Source organism: Amycolatopsis solani (assembly GCF_033441515.1).
In the GTDB taxonomy this organism is placed as follows: Bacteria; Actinomycetota; Actinomycetes; order Mycobacteriales; family Pseudonocardiaceae; genus Amycolatopsis; species Amycolatopsis solani.
In genome coordinates this window covers 954,941-972,879 of the sequence record NZ_JAWQJT010000002.1, presented here as the reverse complement: position 1 = coordinate 972,879, position 17,939 = coordinate 954,941, and the positions used below count along the sequence as shown (strand labels likewise).

Sequence of the window (17,939 nt, the reverse complement as noted above, 5' to 3'; positions counted from 1 at the left end):
GGGACGCTGTCGATCCGCCCGGGCCCCGTTCGTTTCAGCGGTGACGACACCGAGGAGGACGACGTGAAGCACTACCTGCTCAGCATCTACCAGCCCGACGGCCCCACCCCGCCGCCCGACGTGCTAGACGGGATCGTGAAGCAGCTCGACGCGCTGAACGCCGATCTCAAGGCGGCCGGGGCCTGGGTGTTCGCCGGGGGCCTGCACCCGCCGTCGACCGCCACCGTGCTGCGGGCCCGCGACGGCGACACCGTCGTCACCGACGGCCCCTACGCCGAGGGCAAGGAGCACCTCGGCGGGTTCACCATCATCACCGCCCCCGACCTCGACGCCGCCCTCGCCTGGGGCGGGCGCCTCGCCGACGCTGTAGCGCCGCTGCCGGTCGAGGTGCGGCCGTTCAGCGGATGAGGATCGAAGACGTCTTCGCCGCCGAGTACGGCCGTGCGGTGTCGGTCCTGGTGCGGGTCTTCGGGGACATCGACGTCGCCGAAGAGGCCGTGCAGGACGCGTTCACCGAGGCCGTCCGGCGGTGGCCGGCCGCCGGGCTCCCGCCGAGCCCGGCGGGCTGGATCATCACCACCGCCCGCAACCGCGCCGTCGACCGCCTGCGCCGGGAGGCGGCGCGGGCGGACAAGTACGCCCAGGCGGCGCTCACGCACGCCGAAGCCGAGCCCGTGGAGGAGGGCGCCGTGCCCGACGAGCGGCTCCGGCTGATCTTCACCTGCTGCCACCCGGCGCTGGCCCGCGCCACCCAGGTCGCGCTGACGCTCCGGCTGCTCGGCGGCCTGAGCACGACCGAGATCGCGGCCGCGTTCCTGGTCCCCGAGCCGACGATGGCCCAGCGGATCGTCCGCGCGAAGAACAAGATCCGCGACGCCGGCATCCCGTACCGCGTCCCGCAGGACGCCGACCTGCCCGCGCGGCTCTCGGGTGTGCTGAGCGTGCTGTACCTGATCTTCAACGAGGGCTACGAGGCCAGCACGGGGGAGCACCTGGTCCGCGACGACCTGTGCGGCGAGGCGATCCGCCTCACCCGCGCGCTGGCCGGGTTGATGCCCGACGAGCCGGAGGTCTGGGGTCTGCTGGCGTTGCTGCTGCTCAGCCACTCCCGCCGCGCCGCCCGCACGACCCCGGACGGGTCGCTGGTGCTGCTGGCCGACCAGGACCGGTCGCGCTGGGACCCGGCGTTGATCGCCGAGGGGCAGGAGATCGTCCGGCGTTGCCTGCGGCGCAACCAGCCGGGACCCTACCAGATCCAGGCGGCGATTCAGGCCGTCCACAGCGACGCGCCGACCGATTGGGCGCAGGTCAAGGCGTTGTACGACCAGCTGCTGGCGGTCACCCCGACCCCGGTGGTGGCCTTGAACCGGGCGGTCGCGGTGGCCGAGGTCGACGGCCCGGCGGCCGGGCTGGCGCTGGTGGAGGCTCTCGATCTCCCGACGTTCGGGCTGTTCCACGCGATCCGCGCGGACCTGCTGGCCCGCGTCGGCCGCACGGGGGAGGCGGCCGAGGCGTATTCGGCGGCGATCGAGCTCACGGGCAACGGTCCTGAGCGGGAGTTCCTGCGGCGCAAACTCGGCGTCTGCGTGCGTCGCGGGTAGCCACCCAGTTTTCGAGGGGCCGATTCGGCCTCCAGGACGTTCTGGATTCGGATATGTGACCTTATCCAAACTTAGATGCTCGCCACACTATCTTCTGATTTTGAACAGCTGCTTCTAGTTCTGATCAGAAGCTTTGATAGGGTCCTGATCATGACGGAAGACGCTGGTCAGATCCGGGTTTGCGAGTACCGGCGATGCGGGGCGCCGCTGCCGCCCGCGGTGGGGCGCGGGAGCCGGGCGCGGTTCTGCCAGGACGGGAAGACCTGGGGGCGGCGGAACCTGAACTGCCGGGACGCCGAAGCCGTGCTGGCGGACGCCGAGTCGCTGCGGGAGAGCGACACCGAGCTGGACGACACCGCCGTCACCGCGCTCGCCGGGCAGGTCGACCGGGTGCTCGAGCCGGCTCGCGGGCTCGTGGAGACGCTCACGACGCTGCGCCACCAGCTCGAGGCGACGACCGCCGCCGCGCTGGCCGAGCGGGATGCGGCGCTGGCCGAGGCCGATGAGCACCGGCTGCACCGGGGGCGTGCCGAAGCCGCCGCCGCGCAGGACCGGGACGAGGCCGAAGCCGCCGTCGCCGCGGCGAAAGCCGCCGAGCAGGACAAGGCCGCCGCGCTCCGGGAGCGGGACGAGGAGCGCGTGGCCCGCCGCGCGGCCGTGCAGGAGCAGCAACGAGCCGAGGGGCAGCTCGCCGCGGTCCGGGACGAACTCGCCCGGGTCGCCGATCGCGCCGACGCCTCGGCGGCCCTGGCCGGCGAACGCGCCGCGGTGATCGCCACGCTGACCGCCGAACTGGCCGCCGCCCGGACCGCCGTCGACGAGGAACGCGGGCGAAGTCAAGCCGCCGAGGCAAGGGCCGAGGCCGCCGAAAGCCGCGCTGAGGCCGTCCAGGGGCGGCTCGACCTCGCCCGCGAAGAACATGCCAAGGCCGTCGCGGCGCAGGAGGAGCGTGCCCGGGTCGACGCCGAACGCCTGCGGGCCGGGTTCGACCGGCGGCTCGCCGAGACGCAGGCCGCGCATGAGCAGACCGTCCGGTCGATGCACGAGACCACCACGAACCTGGGCGCCGAACTGCGGACGGCGCTGGGCCGGGGCGACGCCGCCGAGCGGGAGCTGGTCCGGGTGCTCACCGTCGTGCGCGAGACGCCGGAGCTCCCCGAAACACTTAAGCAGTTACTTGACCAACCAGAGCAGCAGGCATAACTTAAGTAGATGCTTAACCATGAGGGGTCGCTGGACCTGGTGTTCCGCGCCCTGGGCGACCGGACGCGGCGGGCGCTGGTGGAGCGGCTCGTGCGCGGGCCGGCGTCGGTCAGCGAGCTGGCCGAGCCGCTGACCATGTCGCTGGCCGCGGTGGTGCAGCACCTCCAGGTGCTGGAAGCCGCGGGGATCGTGCGGTCGGAGAAGGTCGGCCGCGTCCGCACCTGCCGGCTCGAACCGGAGGTGCTGCGCGCCGGCGAGCACTGGCTGGGGCGGCAGCGCACCACGTGGGAGGGCAGGCTCGACCGGCTCGGCGACTTCCTCGCCGGGCCGGGGACCTCGGAAGGGAGCACGTCATGACCGTCAAGCACGCCACCTTCACCCTCGAACGCACCTACCCCGCGCCGCCGGAGCGGGTCTTCGCCGCGTGGGCGGACCCGGCCGCGAAGGCCCGCTGGTTCGTCCCCGACGGCACGCACACCCTGGACTTCCGGGTCGGCGGCACCGAAACCGTCGACGCGCTCGGCCCGGACGAAACGAAGCTGCACGTCACCTCGACCTACCACGACATCGTGCCGTCACGGCGGATCGTCTACGCCACGACGCTCAGCGGTGGCCAGGCGCTCGCCACGGTCTCGATCACCACGGTCCAACTCGAAGCCGACGCCGACGGCACCCGGCTGACCCTGACCGAGCAGGGCACGTTCCTCGACGGCGCCGAGAAACCGGAGTGGCGCGAGCAGGGCACGGGCGACTGGCTCGACCGGCTGGGCGAGGAGCTGAAGTGACCGCCGCGCTCGTCGAAGCCCGGGTCGCGGCCGTGGCGGCGAAGGACGTCGAGGCCCTCGTCGCGCAGTACGACGAGGACGTCACGCTGTTCGACGCGGTCGGCGCGCTGGCGGACCGGGGACGCGACGCCGAACGGGCCCGGCTGGCTCAGTGGTTCCGCGCCTACCGCACGGAGATCGGCCTGCGGATCGCCGACCTCGAAGTGGTCACCGGCGGCGACGTCGCCTTCGCGCACTACCTCTTCGAAGTCAGCGGCACCATGACCGACGGCACCGAGGTGGCGATGTGGGTGCGGTCCACCGTCGGGTTCCGGCGGGACGACGACGGCTGGAAGATCGTGCACGAGCACAGTTCGGTGCCGTTCGACGCCGCCACCGGGGCCGCGCTCACGACGCTGGTTCCCGCGTCCGGTACTGCTGCGGGCTGACGCCGAACTCCCGCTTGAAGGCCGTGCTGAGCGCGAACGCGCTGCCGTACCCGACCTGGCGGGCCACCGACCCGATCGTGGTTTCCCGGTGCTGGCGCAGCAGGTCCGCGGCCAGCGCGAGCCGCCAGCCGGTGAGGTAGGCCATCGGGGTCTCACCGACCGCCACGGCGAAGCGGCGGGCCAGCGCCGCACGGGAAATGCCGGTGGCCGAAGCGAGATCGGCGACCGTCCACGGTTCGGCGGGCTGGTGCTGCAGCAGCCGCAGCGCCTGGCCGACGACCGGGTCGTCGTGGGCGCGGTACCAGGCGGGCGCGGTGGTGTCCGGCCGGTCGAACCAGGCTCGCAGCGCCGCGATCAGGAGCAGGTCCAGCAGCCGGTCGAGGACGGCTTCCTGGCCCGGCACGTCCCGCCCGATCTCGGCGGCGAGCAGCGCCACCAGCGGGGTCGGCCAGTCGGCGGCGCGCAGGACGATCAGCGCGGGCAGGGCCGCCAGGAGCCGTTTGCTCAGCTCGCCTTCCATCGTGTACGTCCCGGTGAGCAGCACGACCGGGCCGTCGCTGCCGTGGCCCCACGTGCGGACGCCGAGACCGGTGAGCTCGGTCAAGTGCCCGCCGTCGGGGGTGCGGCACTCCTGGCCGGGCAGGATGATCGCCTGCGGCGGCGTGCCGGGGTGGTCGGCGACCAGGTACGGGTCGGGGCCGCGGGCGATCGCGACGTCGCCTTCGCTCATCGAGACCGCTTCGCCGCCGTCGGGCACGATCCACGCGTCGCCGCGGACCACCGCCACGACGGTCAGCGGCGCTTGGTCTTCGATGCGCAGTGACCACGGCGGGGTCAGTACCGAGCGCAGCAGGAACGCGCCGTGGGCGCGAGGTCCGTCGAGCAGCGCGGCGAGCGGGTCCATACGCCCAAGTGTAGACGCTGGAACATGCCATCGAGCCTGTGAACTATGGAGAGTCTCACCGATCGCCGGTTGACTCACTGCCATGACAACGAACTTCTTGGTGGTGGGCGGGACCGGCAAGTCCGGGCGCCGGGTGGCGGACCGGCTGCGGGAGCGCGGCGAGGGCGTGCGGATCACCTCGCGCCGCGGCGCGCCGCCCTTCGACTGGGCCGATCGAGAGAGCTGGAAGCCCGTGCTGGACGGCGTCGATGCCGTCTACCTGACGTACTACCCCGACCTCGTGGTGCCGCAGGCGGCCGGTGACGTCCACGCGTTCGCCGAGCTGGCCGTGGCGAGCGGCGTGCGGCACCTGGTGCTGCTCTCCGGCCGCGGTGAGGAAGAAGCCGAGGCGTGCGAGCAGATCGTGCGGGACGCCGGCACCGGCTGGACGATCCTGCGGTGCAGCTGGTTCGCGCAGAACTTCAGCGAGCACTTCCTCCTCGACGCGGTGCGCGGCGGCGAGATCGCGCTGCCGGCCGGCACGGTGACGGAGCCGTTCGTCGACGTCCGCGACATCGCCGACGTCGCCGTGCGCGTGCTGACCGAGCCCGGGCACACCGGGCAGCTCTACGAACTGACCGGGCCCCGGCTGCTGAGCTTCGCCGACGCCGCCGCGGATATTTCCGCCGCCGCCGGGCGGGATGTCCGCTATGTTCCGGTTTCCGGGGCGGAGTTCGCCGCGGGCGCGGCCGCTCAAGGGGTGCCGGACGCCGAGATCGGCGCGCTGGCCGAGTTGTTCGGCCGGGTGCTCGACGGGCGCAACTCGTCGCTCACGACCGACGTCGAGCGGGTACTGGGCCGCCCGGCGACGGACTTCGCGGACTACGCCCGCGCGGCCGCGGCGACCGGGGTCTGGGCCCGGTGACGGAGAAGGGGAAACCGATGTCCACTGTGGTGCTGGTGGCCGCGCTGGTCGCGGCGGGACTGATCGCCGGGCTGTTCTACGCCTACGCCTGCTCGGTGCTGCCGGGTTTGGCGCGCGGGGACGACAAGACGTTCGTGGAGGGGATGCGGGGGATCAACGTCGCGATCGTGAACCCGGTGTTCATGCTGACGTTCCTGGGCGCGCCGGTGCTGGCGGGCGTGGCGGTGTTCCTCGACACCGGGGCGCGGCCGTGGGTGATCGCCGGGTTCGCGTTCCTGGTGGCGATGCTCGTGATCACCGGGGTGGTGAACGTCCCGCTCAACAACGCGCTGGACGCCGGCGGTGACGACTACGCGGCGGTGCGGGCGCGGTTCGAGGCGACGTGGGTCCGCTGGAACGTCCTGCGCGCGGTGGTGAGCACGGCCGGCTTCGGCTGCCTGGTCGCGGCCGTGCTCACCCGGCGGTCGTGAGTGGTAAGTCGGGTTCTAACCCGACTTACCACTCACGACCCGGCGACGCGGAAGAGCAGGTCGGTCACCCACTGGGCGGGGTCCGGTACTTCGAGGGGGTTGCTGCGCAGCACTTCCAGGCGGCAGCCCCACTCCTCGCCGTCGGGCCCTTCGCGGCGGTCCCACTCGACGCCCTCGGCGGCGCCCCACTCGAGGACCGACGCGGTCGCTGCGGCCAGGCCGGCGGGCGCGCCGACGTAGGTCTCCAGGACGTACCGGCCCGCGGGAAGCTCGTCGGCGAAGGCGGGGGCTTCCGGGGCGAAGCCGCCGTCGACGGGCACGCCGGCTTCGACGATGAACCGCATCCCCGGGTGCAGCACGCGGTAGCGGAAGAACGGCGCTCCGGCCGGGGCGACGCCGTGCGCGGCGAGGGTTCCGATCAGCGGCGGCAGCCGGTCGGCGAGGCGCGGGAACTCCGGGCTGGCGAGGGTGGCGCGCTCGGCGACGTACAGCTGGGCCCGCCGCTCGACGATCGCGGGCATCAGGCGAAGTCCGCCGGTCCGAGCATCGGCCGGACCTCGATGCTGCCGTAGGTGGCGGCGGGGTGCTTGGCCGCGATCTCGAGGGCTTCGTCGAGGTCGTCGCACTCGAGCACGACGAAACCGCCGATCTGTTCCTTGGCCTCGGTGAACGGCCCGTCGGTGAGCAGGACTTCGCCGTCGCGGACGCGGATGGTCGTGGCTTCCGACGGCGGGCGCAGGCCTCCTCCGCCGTGGATCTTGCCGCGGCGCTCCAGGTCCTCGCCCCAGCCGCCGCAGCCGTCGTTCTGGTGCTCCTCGGCGCTCTCGTCACCGGCGATCATCAGCAGGTACCGCATGTCAGCATCCTTCCAGGACGGTGCGCAGGCGCGCGGCGAAGGCGGCCGGCTCGGCTTGGAAGCCGCCGTGGTCGCCGGGGAACGGTTCGGCGCTCAGCCCGAGGTCGGCGGCCAGGCCCAGGCCCGCTTCGTGGGCGGGCAGGCCGGCGGACTTCTCCCCGACGCCGACGACCAGCCGCGCGGACGTCGCCCGCAGCGCGTCCAGGTCGGGCTCGTAGGCGCCGATGGCGGCCATCAGGTGCCCGAAGAAGTAGGCGAAGTTGCCTTCCATCACCTTCATGTGGGCCAGCTCTTCAGGCGTCGGGTCGGCGGGCGGGGCGATGTCGAAGCCGGCCATCTCCATGAACGCGGCGATGGCGGCGCCGATGCCGTGCTCGCGGTAGATCGCCGGGATGTCCGGCCCGTCGAGGACGTCGGGGCCGAGGTACCGCGTGACCGGCGGTTCGTGCAGCACGGCGGTGCGGACCCGGCCGGGGTGGCGCACGAGGTGTTCCAGCAGCGTGATGGCACCGCCGCTGCTGGCCAGGACGTCCACCGGACCGCCGCCGAGCTCGGTGAGCAGGCGGTGCACGTCGTCGGCGTGTTCGCGGATGGTGTCGCGGCCCGGCTCGCCGTGCAGGGGGCTGCGGGAGATGCCGCGGGGGTCGTAGGTGACGACGGTGTGGTCCTCGGCGAGCAGGGGCCGGATCGGGGCGAACATGGTGGCGTCGGCCGCGCCGCCGGGCACGAGCAGCAGGAGCGGGCCGGTGCCGGTGACGTCGTAGGTGAGGGTGGCGCCGGGAACGTCGAGGGTGGTCATGGGGTCTCCTCCGGTCGGGGTTCGTCTTCCCGACGAACGGGAGCCGCCCGGAAGGACAGCGTCTCCGAAATTCTTCGTGTGAGGTACGCGCGCTCGGCGTCGGTGGGCGCGAGCTCGCGCGCGGCCGCGTAGCTGCGGGCGGCTTCGTCGTGGCGGCCGAGCCGGCGGAGGAAGTCGGCGCGGGTGGCCGGCAGCAGGTGGTAGTTCGCGAGGTCCAGTTCGTCGAGCAGGGCGAGGCCGGCCTCGGGGCCGTCGGCCATGCCGACCGCGACGGCCCGGTTGAGGGCGACGACGGCGCTGGGGACGAACTTCCGCAGCTCGCGGTAGAGGCCGGCGATCTGGGGCCAGTCGGTGTCGGCGGCGCGGGTGGCGGTGGCGTGGCAGGCGGCGATGGCGGCCTGGATCTGGTACGGCCCCGGGCGGCGGCGCCGCAGCGCGGTCTCCAGGACCTGGGTGCCTTCGGTGATGGCCTCGGTGTCCCAGCGGGTGCGGTCCTGCTCTTCGAGGGGGACGAGCTCGCCCTCTTCGCCGACGCGGGTGGCGCGGCGGGCGTGCTGGAGCAGCAGGAGCGCGAGCAGGCCGAGCGCTTCGGGTTCGTCGGGCATCAGCCCGGCGAGGACGCGGGCGAGGCGGACGGCTTCGGCGGCGAGGTCGGGGCGTTGCAGGTCGGGTCCGGCGCTGGCGGAGTAGCCCTCGTTGAAGGTCAGGTACAGCACGCCGAGGACGGCGTTGGTGCGTTCGGGCAGCAGGTGCGCGGGCGGGACGCGGTAGGGGATGCGGGCGTGGCGGATCTTGCGCTTCACCCGCACGAGCCGTTGCGACATGGTCGCTTCCGGGACGAGGAACGCGCGGGCGATCTCGGCGGTGGACAGCCCGGCGAGGGTGCGCAGCGCGAGCGCGACCTGGGCTTCGGTGGCCAGCGCGGGGTGGCAGCAGGTGAAGATGAGCCGCAGCCGGTCGTCGGTGACGCCGCTGTCGTCGGATTCCCCGCCTTCGGGCACGTGCACGCGGCCGGCCTCCTCGAGCTTGGCGGCGCCGACGGCGTCGCGGCGGAGCCGGTCGGTGGCGCGGTTGCGGGCGGCGGTGGTCAGCCAGGCGCCGGGCTTGCGCGGGACGCCGTCGCGGGGCCAGGTGCGCAGGGCGAGGGCGAACGCCTCCTGCGCGCACTCCTCGGCCAGGTCCCAGTCGCCGGTGACCCGGATGAGGGTGGCCACGACCTGGCCCCACTCCTCGCGGAACGCCTCGGCGACCGCGGTTTCGACGTCCACGCCTGCTCCTCCCGCCGGTTCACCCACCCGACGAACGGCGAGGGCCGGGACCGACAGCCGCTGTCTACTCGGCCGGGCCGCTACTTGGTTGCGGCGGCGTGGCAGGCGCCGAACCCTTCGGCGCGGGCGACGATCCGGCCGCCTTCGACGCGCACCGCCGCTTCGGTGGCGTCGCTGACCGCGGTGATCCCGGCGGCCGCGGCGAGCTCGCCGCTCGCGTCGCAGACGATCCGCAGCCGGGGGTGCCGTGGGGGCGTGATCGCCTGGTCGAGGCAGCCGCGCAGGTCGGCGACCGCGAGGCGGGCCAGCGGGGCGAGTTCGCCGGGGTCGCTGGTGACGAGGACGGCGGTGACGTCGGCGCCGGCGCGGACGGCTTCTTCGAAGGCCGAGGCGCGGTGCAGGCCGAGGATGGTGACCACGCCGTCGCCGGGCTCGACCGCGTCTCCGGTGAGGAGGTCCACGGCCGTGGGCGGCTGCCAGCGGGTGTCGGCGGGCTGGGCCTGGGTGGTGATCGGCGGGACTGCGGGCCAGTCGTCGCGCAGGCCGAGGTCGAGCAACGCGGCGCAGGCGGTGACGATGTCGAACGGCTCGCCGAAGCCGGGTGCGGCGGCGGCGAGCTGGCTCGCGCCGTGCAGGGTCGTGAGCGCGGCCTCGGCGACCCGCACGAGCCGCCGTCCCGGGCGGGCGCGTTCGAGGGCGAGGCCGAGCAGGATCGCGTTCACGCGCATGAGCTGCGCGAACGGGCGCCGGGTGTGGTCGTCGGCGAGGACCTCGGGCAGCAGGTCGCGGGCGAGGCGGGCGTCTTCGGCGTCGCTGTCGGTGGCCAGCGGCAGGCGGGCGACCCAGGCGCGGGCGAACGCGGCCAGGACGTCGGCCGCGCCGGCGTCCGCGGGCGGGGTGGCGGGGCGGGGTGCGCGTTCGGCGAGGTCGGCCAGTACGGCGAAGTACAGGGCGCGTTTGCCGGGGAAGTTGGAGTAGACCGCGCCGCGGGTGAGCTCGGCGCGGTCGGCGATGACGTCGATCTTGGCGTCGCGGAAGCCGCGGCGGGCGAACTCGTCCCGGGCGGCGGCCAGGACCCTGGCGCGGTTGCGTTCCTGGGTTTCCGCCCTGCTGAGCCTGACCATCGTCCTCCTTGCCGCGGTGTCGTGGCTCAAGATACCGTGACCACTGAGATGACATGAACATCTGATTTGAACATCTGGAGTGGTGGATGACCCCCGAAATCGATCTCACGGACCTCGCGGTCCTCACCGACCCGTTCACCGCCTACGACCGCGCGCGGGAGACGAGCGCGGTGGCCAAGCTGGTCATCCCCGGGTTCGGCCCGTTCTGGGCGCTGACCCGCTACGCCGAGGCCCGCGCGATGCTGGCCGACCCGCGGTTCGAGGTCCGGTCCGAGAGCTTCATGCGGCCGCCCGGCATCCCCGAGCACTGCCTCGAATACATGAAGACCATGTCCGAGCAGGACGGGCCCGAGCACCTGCGGCTGCGGCGCCTGGTCGCGCCGGCGTTCACCCCGAAGCGCGCCGCCCAGCTGCGCCCGCGCCTGGCCGCCATCACCGGGAAGCTGCTCGACGCGCTGCCCGCGCACGCCGAGGACGGTGTCGTGGACCTGGTGGCGCACTTCGCGCGGCCGCTGCCGATGGACGTCATCTGCGAGCTGGCCGGCATCCCGGACGCCGACCGCCCGCGCTGGCGCGAGTACGGCGCCGCGGTAGCGAGCGGGATCGGGCCGGACTTCAGCGCGGCCATCCCGGCGATCATCGAGGGCGCGAAGGAAGCCGTGGCGCGCAGCCGGGCCGAGCCGGGCGACGACCTCATCGGCGACCTCGTGCGCGCCCAGGACGACGACCGGCTCACCGACACCGAGCTGGTCACCCTGGTCTGGCACCTGGTGCTGGCCGGGCAGACGCCGGTGAACCTCGTCGCCAACGCCGTCGAAGCCCTGCTGCGGCACCCGGACCAGCTGAAACTGCTGCGAGCGGACCCGGCGTTGTGGCCGGGCGCGGTCGAGGAGCTGATGCGCTTCTGCAGTCCGCAGCTGCTGACCACGCCGAGGTTCGCGCGTGAAGACGTCGAGATCGACGGCGAGCTCGTCCGGGCGGGCGAGCGGGTGACGGCGGCGATGGTGGCCGCCGACCGCGACCCGCGGGTGTTCGACGGCGCCGACCGCCTCGACGTCACCCGGCAGGGACCCGCGCAGCTGGGGTTCTCGCACGGCCCGCACTTCTGCCTCGGCGCGTCGATCGCTCGGGTGGAGACCGAGGTGGCGCTGTCGATGCTGTTCGACCGCTACCCGGGCCTGACCCTGGCCGGTGACGTGCCGCGCGCGCCCGACGGCGGGACCTGGCGCCCCGCGGCGCTACCGCTGGCGCTCTGACACCAGCGCTTCGATGCCGTCCAGGACACGGGCGAGGCCGAAGCGGAAGGTGTAGGCGGGGTTCTCCGCGGCGTTGTGGGCTTCGCCCGCGGCCTGCCCGACCCGGGAGGAGATCGGGTAGTGCGCCGCGTCGGCGGCCGGGATGCCGGCCAGCACCGGCGCGGCGCGCTCCCACCACTGCGCGTCGGTCAGGCCGCTCGTGCGGACCAGCCGGGCGTTGTCGAGGGAGCTGCGCGCGGTGGTCCGGACCAGGCCGGTGACGAGGCTGACCACGGCGTCCATTTCGACGTCGTCGAGGCCGATGCCCTCGACCGCGCGCAGCTCGTTCTCGTACTTGGCGAAGCTGTGCGGGCCGAGCGCCGAGCGGCTGGTGGTGACCTGCAGCAGCCAGGGGTGCGCGTGGAACAGCGCCCACAGGTTTTCGGCGATCCCGGTCAGTGCCGCCCGCCAGCCGAGCCCGGCCGCGGGGGCCGGGAGCTCGCCGTGGACGTGGTCGATCATCAGGTCGAGCAGCTCGGCCCGGCCCGGCACGTAGGTGTAGAGGGACATGGGGGAGACGCCGAGGTGCTCGGCGACGCCGCGGATGGTGACCGCCTCGATGCCGTCGGCGTCGGCCAGGGTGACCGCCGCGCGGACGACGTCGGCGGTGCTCAGTTTCGGTTTGGGGCCGCGGCGCGGGGGCGCCGAGACGCCCCAGAGCAGCTCGATCGCCCGCCTCGGGTCGCCGTCGCCGTTGTCCTCGGTGCTCACGCCGGTCATTGTGCCCACCCAATCTCCGTACGCTGTACAAAGTTGTGCTAACCTCTTCTACGTACAACGTACAGAGTTAAGGGGGAGCATGACTCCGCAGATCCACGCCGAAGGGCTTCGCAAGCGCTACGGCGACGCGTACGCCCTCGACGGGTTCGACCTCTCCGTCCCGGCGGGCACCTTGTGCGGCCTGCTCGGACCGAACGGCGCGGGCAAGACGACGGCCGTGCGCGTGCTGTCCACGCTGCTGCGCCACGACGGCGGCGTCGCCCGGGTGGCCGGCTTCGACGTCGCCACTGAATCAGCGAAAGTGCGGTCCGCGATCGGGCTGGTCGGCCAGCACGCCGCGGTCGACGAGATCCTGTCCGGACGGCAGAACCTGGTGCTCTTCGGCCGGCTGCACCACCTGGGCCGCCGCGAGGCAACGCGCCGCGCCGACGACCTGCTCGAGCGGTTCGGGCTCGCCGAAACGGGGGCGAAGCCGGTGTCGGCCTACTCGGGCGGGATGCGGCGGCGGCTCGATCTGGCCGCGTCGCTGCTGGCGACCCCGCGGGTGCTGTTCCTCGACGAGCCGACGACCGGGCTGGACCCGCGCAGCCGCCTCGAGGTCTGGCGGGCCGTGCGGTCACTGGTCGCCGACGGCACGACCGTGCTGCTCACGACCCAGTACCTGGAGGAAGCCGACCAGCTGGCCGACCGGATCTCCCTCGTCGAGCGCGGCCGCGTCATCGCCGAAGGCACGCCGGCGCAGCTGAAGGGCTCACTCGGCGCGACCCGGATCGAGCTGGTGCTGACCGACCCGGACGACATCGGCGCGGCGACGGCGTTGCTGGCCCGGGTCACCGGCGCCGAGCCGGTCACCGAAGAACTGCGGGTCAGCGCGCCGGCCGAGCCGGCCATGCTGACCGATGTCGTGCGCGAGCTGGCGGCGACCGAGCTGGCGTTCGCCGACGTGGCACTGCGGCACCCGACGCTCGACGAGGTCTTCCTGGAGCTGACGGGGGTGGCGCGATGAGGTGGGCGATCGAAGACGGCTGGACGCTGACCCAGCGCTACCTCGCGCAGCTCGCGCGGCGCCCGGCCCGGCTGGCCACCGTGGTGGCGTTCCCGATCCTGATGGTGCTCATCTTCGCCTACCTGCTCGGCGGCGGCATGACCGTGCCCGGCGGCGGCTCCTACCGCGAGTTCCTGATGCCGGGGATGTTCGCCATGACCATGGCGTTCGGGTTGTCGGGCACGATGATCGCGGTGCTCGACGACGCGGCGAAGGGCGTCACCGACCGGTTCCGGTCGCTGCCGATGGCGTCGTCGGCGGTGCTGACCGGCCGGGTGGCCGCGGACCTGGCGAACGCGGTGCTCGCGCTGGCGGTGCTGCTGGGCTGCGGGTTCGCCGTCGGCTGGCGCCCGCACGGCTCCCTCGGCGAAACGCTGGCCGCGATCGGGCTGCTGCTCCTGCTGCGCACGGCGCTGGTGTGGGCGGGGATCTACCTGGGGCTGCTGACGTCGGACCCGTCGATGGTGACGCTCGCGCAGACCCTGGAGTTCCCGTTCGGGTTCCTCTCCAGCGCGTTCGTGGCGACCGCGACGATGCCGGCGTGGCTGGGAACCGTGGCGGAGTGGAACCCGTTGTCCTCGACGGTGACCGCCGCGCGGGTGCTGTTCGGCAACCCCGGCGCGGCCGGGACGTCCTGGGTGAGCACGCACCCGGTGCTGATGGCCGTGGTCTGGCCGCTGGTGCTGCTCGCGGTCTTCGTGCCGCTGTCCGTGCGCCGATACGAGAGGCTGGGGAACTGAACGTCGACTTCACACCGGGGGAACCACCACGGACGGGACGGCTGGTCCTCGACGGCCGCGAGCTGTCCATGGTGGACGGGCTCGGGGAACTGCTGCGCGAACCGGACGGGTTCTGGGGGACCGCGGCCACGGCGGCGCTGCGGCTGGTCGCCGCGGGACGGCTGCTGCCGGGGGTGACCGCGGCCGGGTACGACGCCTGGCGCGCCGGGCCGCTCGAACCGGCCGAAGCCGCGTGGCTGCGCGACCTCGCGGCCGCGATGCCACCGGACGACCGGGCGCCGGAGCCGCTGCTGCGGGCGTTCCTCGACGCCGTCGCCGACACGCTGCCCCGCACGCCCGCCGCGGCGAAGGCAGCCGGGACGCGGCTGTTCGCCGCGGTCGCGCCGCAGCGGGCCGAGCCGCTGCGCGACTGGGCGGACGAGCTGGCCGCGGGCCTGGACTCGGGCATCCGGGTGTCGCTGCGGATCGAGGCGCCCGGTGGGTTCGGCGCCGGGCGCTACCGCGCGGTGGTGCAGGTGCACAGCCTGGCCGAGCCGGGGCAGCTCGCCGACGCGGCGGAGCTGTGGGAGACCGGCCGGTTCGGGCCGCGGGCGCGCATCGACGTCGTCCTGGCGCTGCGGCGGGGTGCGCAGGTCTGGCCGGCGCTGAGCCCGCTGCTGACCTCCGCGGTGCCCGGCGAGCTGGTGCTGGGCGAGGACGAGGTGACCGAGCTGGTCGCGGCCGCCGCCCCGCGGCTGGCGGCGGCCGGCATCGACGTGCACTGGCCGGCCGAGCTCGCGGGGTCGCTGACCGCGCGGGCCGTCGTCCGCGCCGGCGACGCACCGGGTGATCTGCCGTCGTTCTTCGGCGGCGGGCGGGCGCTGGAGTTCGACTGGCAGCTCGCCCTGGGCGGTGAGGTGCTGACCGAGGCGGAACTGGACGCGCTCGCCGAAGCCCGCCGTGCTGTGGTGCGGCTGCGCGACCGGTGGGTGCTGGTGGACCCGGCGCTGGCGGCGAAGGCGCGGGAGCGGGTGCTGAAGCCGTTGACGCCGGTCGACGCGCTCGGCGCGGTGCTGACCGGCACCACCGAGGTCGAGGGCGAAGTGGTCGAAGTCGTCACCGAGGGCTGGCTGGCGCGGTTGCGGGAACGGCTGTCCGCGCCGCCGGAGCCGGAGGTGCCCCCGGCCGGGCTGGCCGCGCGGCTGCGGGACTACCAGCTGCGCGGCCTGCAGTGGCTGGCCACCGTGACCGGCCTGGGGCTCGGTGGCTGCCTGGCCGACGACATGGGCCTGGGCAAGACGGTCACGCTGATCGCGCTGCACCTGCACCGCGCGTCGGGCCCGACGCTGGTGGTGTGCCCGGCGTCGCTGCTGGGCAACTGGGAACGCGAGATCCGCCGGTTCGCCCCCGGGGTGCCGGTGCGGCGCTTCCACGGCAGCGCCCGCTCGCTCGAGGACCTCGACGGGTTCGTGCTGACGACGTACGGCACGCTGCGCACCGATCCGGCGCCGCTGGCCGGGGTGCGGTGGGGGCTGCTGGTCGCCGACGAGGCCCAGCACGTGAAGAACCACCGCTCGGGCACGGCGAAGGCGTTGCGGCTGGTGCCGGCCGCGGCGCGGGTGGCGCTGACCGGCACGCCGGTGGAGAACACGCTCTCGGAGCTGTGGGCGATCCTCGACTGGTCGGCGCCCGGCCTGCTGGGATCGCTGCCGGAGTTCCGGGAGCGCTGGGCGAAGCCGATCGAGGCCGGGGACCCGGCGGCGGCCGAGCGGCTTTCGCGGCTGCTGCGGCCGTTCCTGCTGCGGCGGCGCAAGTCCGATCCCGGGATCGCGCCGGAGCTGCCGCCGAAGACCGAGACCGACCGGCCGGTGGCGCTGAGCCCGGAGCAGGTGGCGCTGTACGAGGCGGTCGTGCGGGAGCTGATGGCCGACATCGCCGCGAGCGACGGGATGGCCCGGCGCGGCCGGATCGTGAAGCTGCTGACCGCGCTCAAGCAGATCTGCAACCACCCGGCGCAGTACCTCAAGGAGCCCGGCGGCCGCTCGGGCAAGGTGGAGCTGCTCGACGAGCTGCTGGACACGATCCTCGCCGAGGGCGGCGCGGTGCTGGTGTTCACCCAGTACGTCGCCATGGCGCGGCTGCTCGAGAAGCACCTGGCCGGACGGGGGATCGCGACCCAGCTGCTGCACGGCGGCACGCCGGTGGCCCGCCGCGAGGAACTGGTCGCGCGGTTCCAGGAGGGCGCGGTGCCGGTGTTCCTGCTGTCGCTGAAGGCGGCCGGGACGGGGCTGAACCTCACGCGCGCCGACCACGTCGTGCACTTCGACCGCTGGTGGAACCCGGCGGTGGAGGACCAGGCGACCGACCGGGCGTACCGGATCGGGCAGACGAAACCGGTGCAGGTGCACCGGCTCGTCGCCGAGGGCACGGTCGAGGACCGGATCGCGGCGATGCTGCGGGAGAAGCGGGCGCTGGCGGACGCGGTGCTGGCCGGTGGCGAGGCGGCGTTGACGGAACTGACCGACACCGAGCTCGCGGAGCTCGTCGAGCTGAGGAGCCGCGGATGACCGACGACCGGGTGCGCGGGTTCCCCGCGTTCGGGGCGGCCGGGCGCTTCGCCCGTTCGTGGTGGGGGCGGGCGTGGGTGCGCGCGATGGAGGACACCGCGCTGGATCTCCGGCAGCTGAAGAAGGGCCGCCGGTACGCCGCGGCCGGGCTGGTCGGGTCGATCACGGTGAGCCCGGGCCGGATCGCGGCGGTGGTCGACGACGCCGACGGCGGCCCGTACCGCACCCAGCTGCGGCTGGCGGAGCTGTCGGACGGCGACTGGACGCGGTTCCTCGACCGGGTGGCGTCGCGGACCGGGCACCTGGCGGCGCTGCTGGACCGCGACATGCCGCACGACCTGGTCGAGGCGGCCGACGACGCCGGGGTGCACCTGCTGCCCGGCATCGGCGACCTCGACCCGGAGTGCGAGTGCCCGGGCTGGGAGCTGCCGTGCCGGCACGCGGCGGCGTTGTCGTTCCAGGCGTCGTGGCTGCTGGACGCCGACCCCTTCGTGCTGCTGCTGATGCGGGGGCGGGGTGAGCGGGAGATCCGGGCGGAGCTGGAGAGCCGGATGGCCCCGGCGGCCGCTGCCGTGGCGACCGCGGACCGGACGCCGGGGCCGCTGCCGGAGCTGGCCGCGTTCCGGCCGTCGGGCGCACCGTCGATCCCGGCGGCGCCGGGGGTGCCCGCGGAGGCGTTCGCGCTGCTGGCAGCCAACGCCGCGGCCCAGGCCGGCGCGGTCCTGGCGGGTGAGCCGTGGCCGGGACGACGTCCCGACGCGGTCCGGCTGGCCGCGCAGTTCCCCGCCGTGGCTTCGCGGCTCGGCACGGGCGCGGACTTCGACCGGGCGGTGGCGGCGTGGACGTTCGGCGGCCGCGACGGGCTGGAGGTGCTGGACTCGGCGTGGAGCCCGCCGAAGCCGGTACTGGCGGCGGCGCGGGCCGCACTCGCCGGCGAGGACCCGGTGTTCGAGCGCAACCACTGCACGATCGGCGCGCTCCAGCTGCGGCTGGATCGGCGAGGCCGGTGGCACCCCTACCGCCTCGAAGGGGACACCTGGTGGCCGTCGGGACCCCCGGAGGCGGATCCGGGCCTGTTTTCGGACTGAAAAACGCGGAATCCGCGGTATCCAGCACGCAGGCCATTGCCTCCTGTCCCGCAGCGGCGGCGTTCCGCCGGGCCACTGGGGGTGCGGGCGCGCGGGTGCGGCACTCCCCGCGCGCCCGCCCAGTCCCTGCCTCGACGCACTCGGCGGTTGATGTCGAAAACCC

At 74.0% G+C, this 17,939-nt stretch carries 20 protein-coding genes; 13 read left to right on the top strand and 7 right to left on the bottom strand.

The annotated features are described in order from the left end of the window. The first annotated feature begins 63 nt into the window (after positions 1-63). From SD460_RS25155 to SD460_RS25130, 6 genes are all read left to right on the top strand, one after another. Positions 64-408, top strand: coding sequence for a YciI family protein (locus SD460_RS25155; RefSeq protein ID WP_290051038.1), 345 nt, complete (start codon positions 64-66; stop codon positions 406-408). Continuing rightward, positions 405-1,601, top strand: a complete 1,197-nt coding sequence (locus SD460_RS25150; protein ID WP_318306813.1) for an RNA polymerase sigma factor — start codon at positions 405-407, stop codon at positions 1,599-1,601. The genes SD460_RS25155 and SD460_RS25150 overlap by 4 nt, the downstream gene beginning before the upstream one ends. Positions 1,602-1,751: 150 nt before the next feature. After that, positions 1,752-2,804 carry a coiled-coil domain-containing protein gene (locus SD460_RS25145; RefSeq protein ID WP_290051036.1) on the top strand — a complete coding sequence of 351 codons (1,053 nt, stop codon included), beginning with the start codon at positions 1,752-1,754 and terminating at the stop codon, positions 2,802-2,804. A 9-nt stretch (positions 2,805-2,813) separates the two neighbouring features. After that, complete coding sequence (locus SD460_RS25140) at positions 2,814-3,161, top strand: ArsR/SmtB family transcription factor (RefSeq protein ID WP_290051034.1); 348 nt, start codon at positions 2,814-2,816, stop codon at positions 3,159-3,161. Beyond that, entirely contained in the window at positions 3,158-3,589 is a 432-nt protein-coding gene (locus SD460_RS25135; protein ID WP_290051033.1) for an SRPBCC domain-containing protein, read from the top strand. Before SD460_RS25140 ends, SD460_RS25135 begins: the two co-directional genes overlap by 4 nt. Then, positions 3,586-4,017 (top strand): YybH family protein, encoded by a 432-nt coding sequence (locus SD460_RS25130; protein WP_290051032.1) that lies wholly within the window; start codon positions 3,586-3,588, stop codon positions 4,015-4,017. Before SD460_RS25135 ends, SD460_RS25130 begins: the two co-directional genes overlap by 4 nt. Here the strand turns inward: SD460_RS25130 and SD460_RS25125 are convergent. Further along, positions 3,977-4,921, bottom strand: a complete 945-nt coding sequence (locus SD460_RS25125) for an AraC family transcriptional regulator (protein WP_290051030.1) — start codon at positions 4,919-4,921, stop codon at positions 3,977-3,979. The two genes, SD460_RS25130 and SD460_RS25125, sit on opposite strands and share 41 nt — an antisense overlap. An 82-nt stretch (positions 4,922-5,003) precedes the next feature. Between SD460_RS25125 and SD460_RS25120 the strand changes: the two genes are divergently transcribed. Next, positions 5,004-5,825 carry an NAD(P)H-binding protein gene (locus tag SD460_RS25120; RefSeq protein WP_290051028.1) on the top strand — a complete coding sequence of 274 codons (822 nt, stop codon included), beginning with the start codon at positions 5,004-5,006 and terminating at the stop codon, positions 5,823-5,825. A 17-nt stretch (positions 5,826-5,842) separates the two neighbouring features. Further along, on the top strand, positions 5,843-6,295 hold the full coding sequence (locus tag SD460_RS25115) for an anthrone oxygenase family protein (protein WP_318306812.1): 453 nt from the start codon (positions 5,843-5,845) through the stop codon (positions 6,293-6,295). Between the two features lie 32 nt (positions 6,296-6,327). Here SD460_RS25115 and SD460_RS25110 read toward each other — a convergent pair whose 3' ends face one another. From SD460_RS25110 to SD460_RS25090, 5 genes are all read right to left on the bottom strand, one after another. Then, complete coding sequence (locus SD460_RS25110; protein ID WP_290051023.1) at positions 6,328-6,816, bottom strand: GyrI-like domain-containing protein; 489 nt, start codon at positions 6,814-6,816, stop codon at positions 6,328-6,330. Then, complete coding sequence (locus tag SD460_RS25105) at positions 6,816-7,151, bottom strand: YciI family protein (protein WP_290051021.1); 336 nt, start codon at positions 7,149-7,151, stop codon at positions 6,816-6,818. Before SD460_RS25105 ends, SD460_RS25110 begins: the two co-directional genes overlap by 1 nt. Position 7,152: 1 nt before the next feature. Next, positions 7,153-7,950 carry an alpha/beta fold hydrolase gene (locus tag SD460_RS25100; protein ID WP_290051019.1) on the bottom strand — a complete coding sequence of 266 codons (798 nt, stop codon included), beginning with the start codon at positions 7,948-7,950 and terminating at the stop codon, positions 7,153-7,155. After that, positions 7,947-9,218, bottom strand: coding sequence for an RNA polymerase sigma factor (locus tag SD460_RS25095; protein WP_290051018.1), 1,272 nt, complete (start codon positions 9,216-9,218; stop codon positions 7,947-7,949). Before SD460_RS25095 ends, SD460_RS25100 begins: the two co-directional genes overlap by 4 nt. 80 nt (positions 9,219-9,298) lie before the next feature. Beyond that, entirely contained in the window at positions 9,299-10,342 is a 1,044-nt protein-coding gene (locus SD460_RS25090; RefSeq protein ID WP_318306811.1) for a TetR/AcrR family transcriptional regulator, read from the bottom strand. A gap of 86 nt (positions 10,343-10,428) precedes the next feature. Here SD460_RS25090 and SD460_RS25085 point away from each other — a divergent pair, with 86 nt between their 5' ends. Further along, positions 10,429-11,598, top strand: coding sequence for a cytochrome P450 family protein (locus tag SD460_RS25085; RefSeq protein WP_290051014.1), 1,170 nt, complete (start codon positions 10,429-10,431; stop codon positions 11,596-11,598). Here SD460_RS25085 and SD460_RS25080 read toward each other — a convergent pair. Then, a complete protein-coding gene (locus SD460_RS25080; protein WP_290051012.1) occupies positions 11,581-12,357 on the bottom strand; it encodes a TetR/AcrR family transcriptional regulator in 777 nt (258 codons plus the stop codon). The two genes, SD460_RS25085 and SD460_RS25080, sit on opposite strands and share 18 nt — an antisense overlap. Before the next feature lie 79 nt (positions 12,358-12,436). Here SD460_RS25080 and SD460_RS25075 point away from each other — a divergent pair, with 79 nt between their 5' ends. From SD460_RS25075 to SD460_RS25060, 4 genes are all read left to right on the top strand, one after another. Further along, on the top strand, positions 12,437-13,363 hold the full coding sequence (locus SD460_RS25075) for an ATP-binding cassette domain-containing protein (RefSeq protein WP_290051009.1): 927 nt from the start codon (positions 12,437-12,439) through the stop codon (positions 13,361-13,363). Further along, positions 13,360-14,142 (top strand): ABC transporter permease, encoded by a 783-nt coding sequence (locus SD460_RS25070; RefSeq protein ID WP_290051006.1) that lies wholly within the window; start codon positions 13,360-13,362, stop codon positions 14,140-14,142. The genes SD460_RS25075 and SD460_RS25070 overlap by 4 nt, the downstream gene beginning before the upstream one ends. Before the next feature lie 68 nt (positions 14,143-14,210). Next, a complete protein-coding gene (locus SD460_RS25065; protein WP_318306810.1) occupies positions 14,211-16,688 on the top strand; it encodes an SCO1167/SCO6262 family helicase in 2,478 nt (825 codons plus the stop codon). Next, positions 16,685-17,776, top strand: a complete 1,092-nt coding sequence (locus SD460_RS25060) for an SWIM zinc finger family protein (protein ID WP_290058887.1) — start codon at positions 16,685-16,687, stop codon at positions 17,774-17,776. The genes SD460_RS25065 and SD460_RS25060 overlap by 4 nt, the downstream gene beginning before the upstream one ends. Positions 17,777-17,939 lie beyond the last annotated feature (163 nt).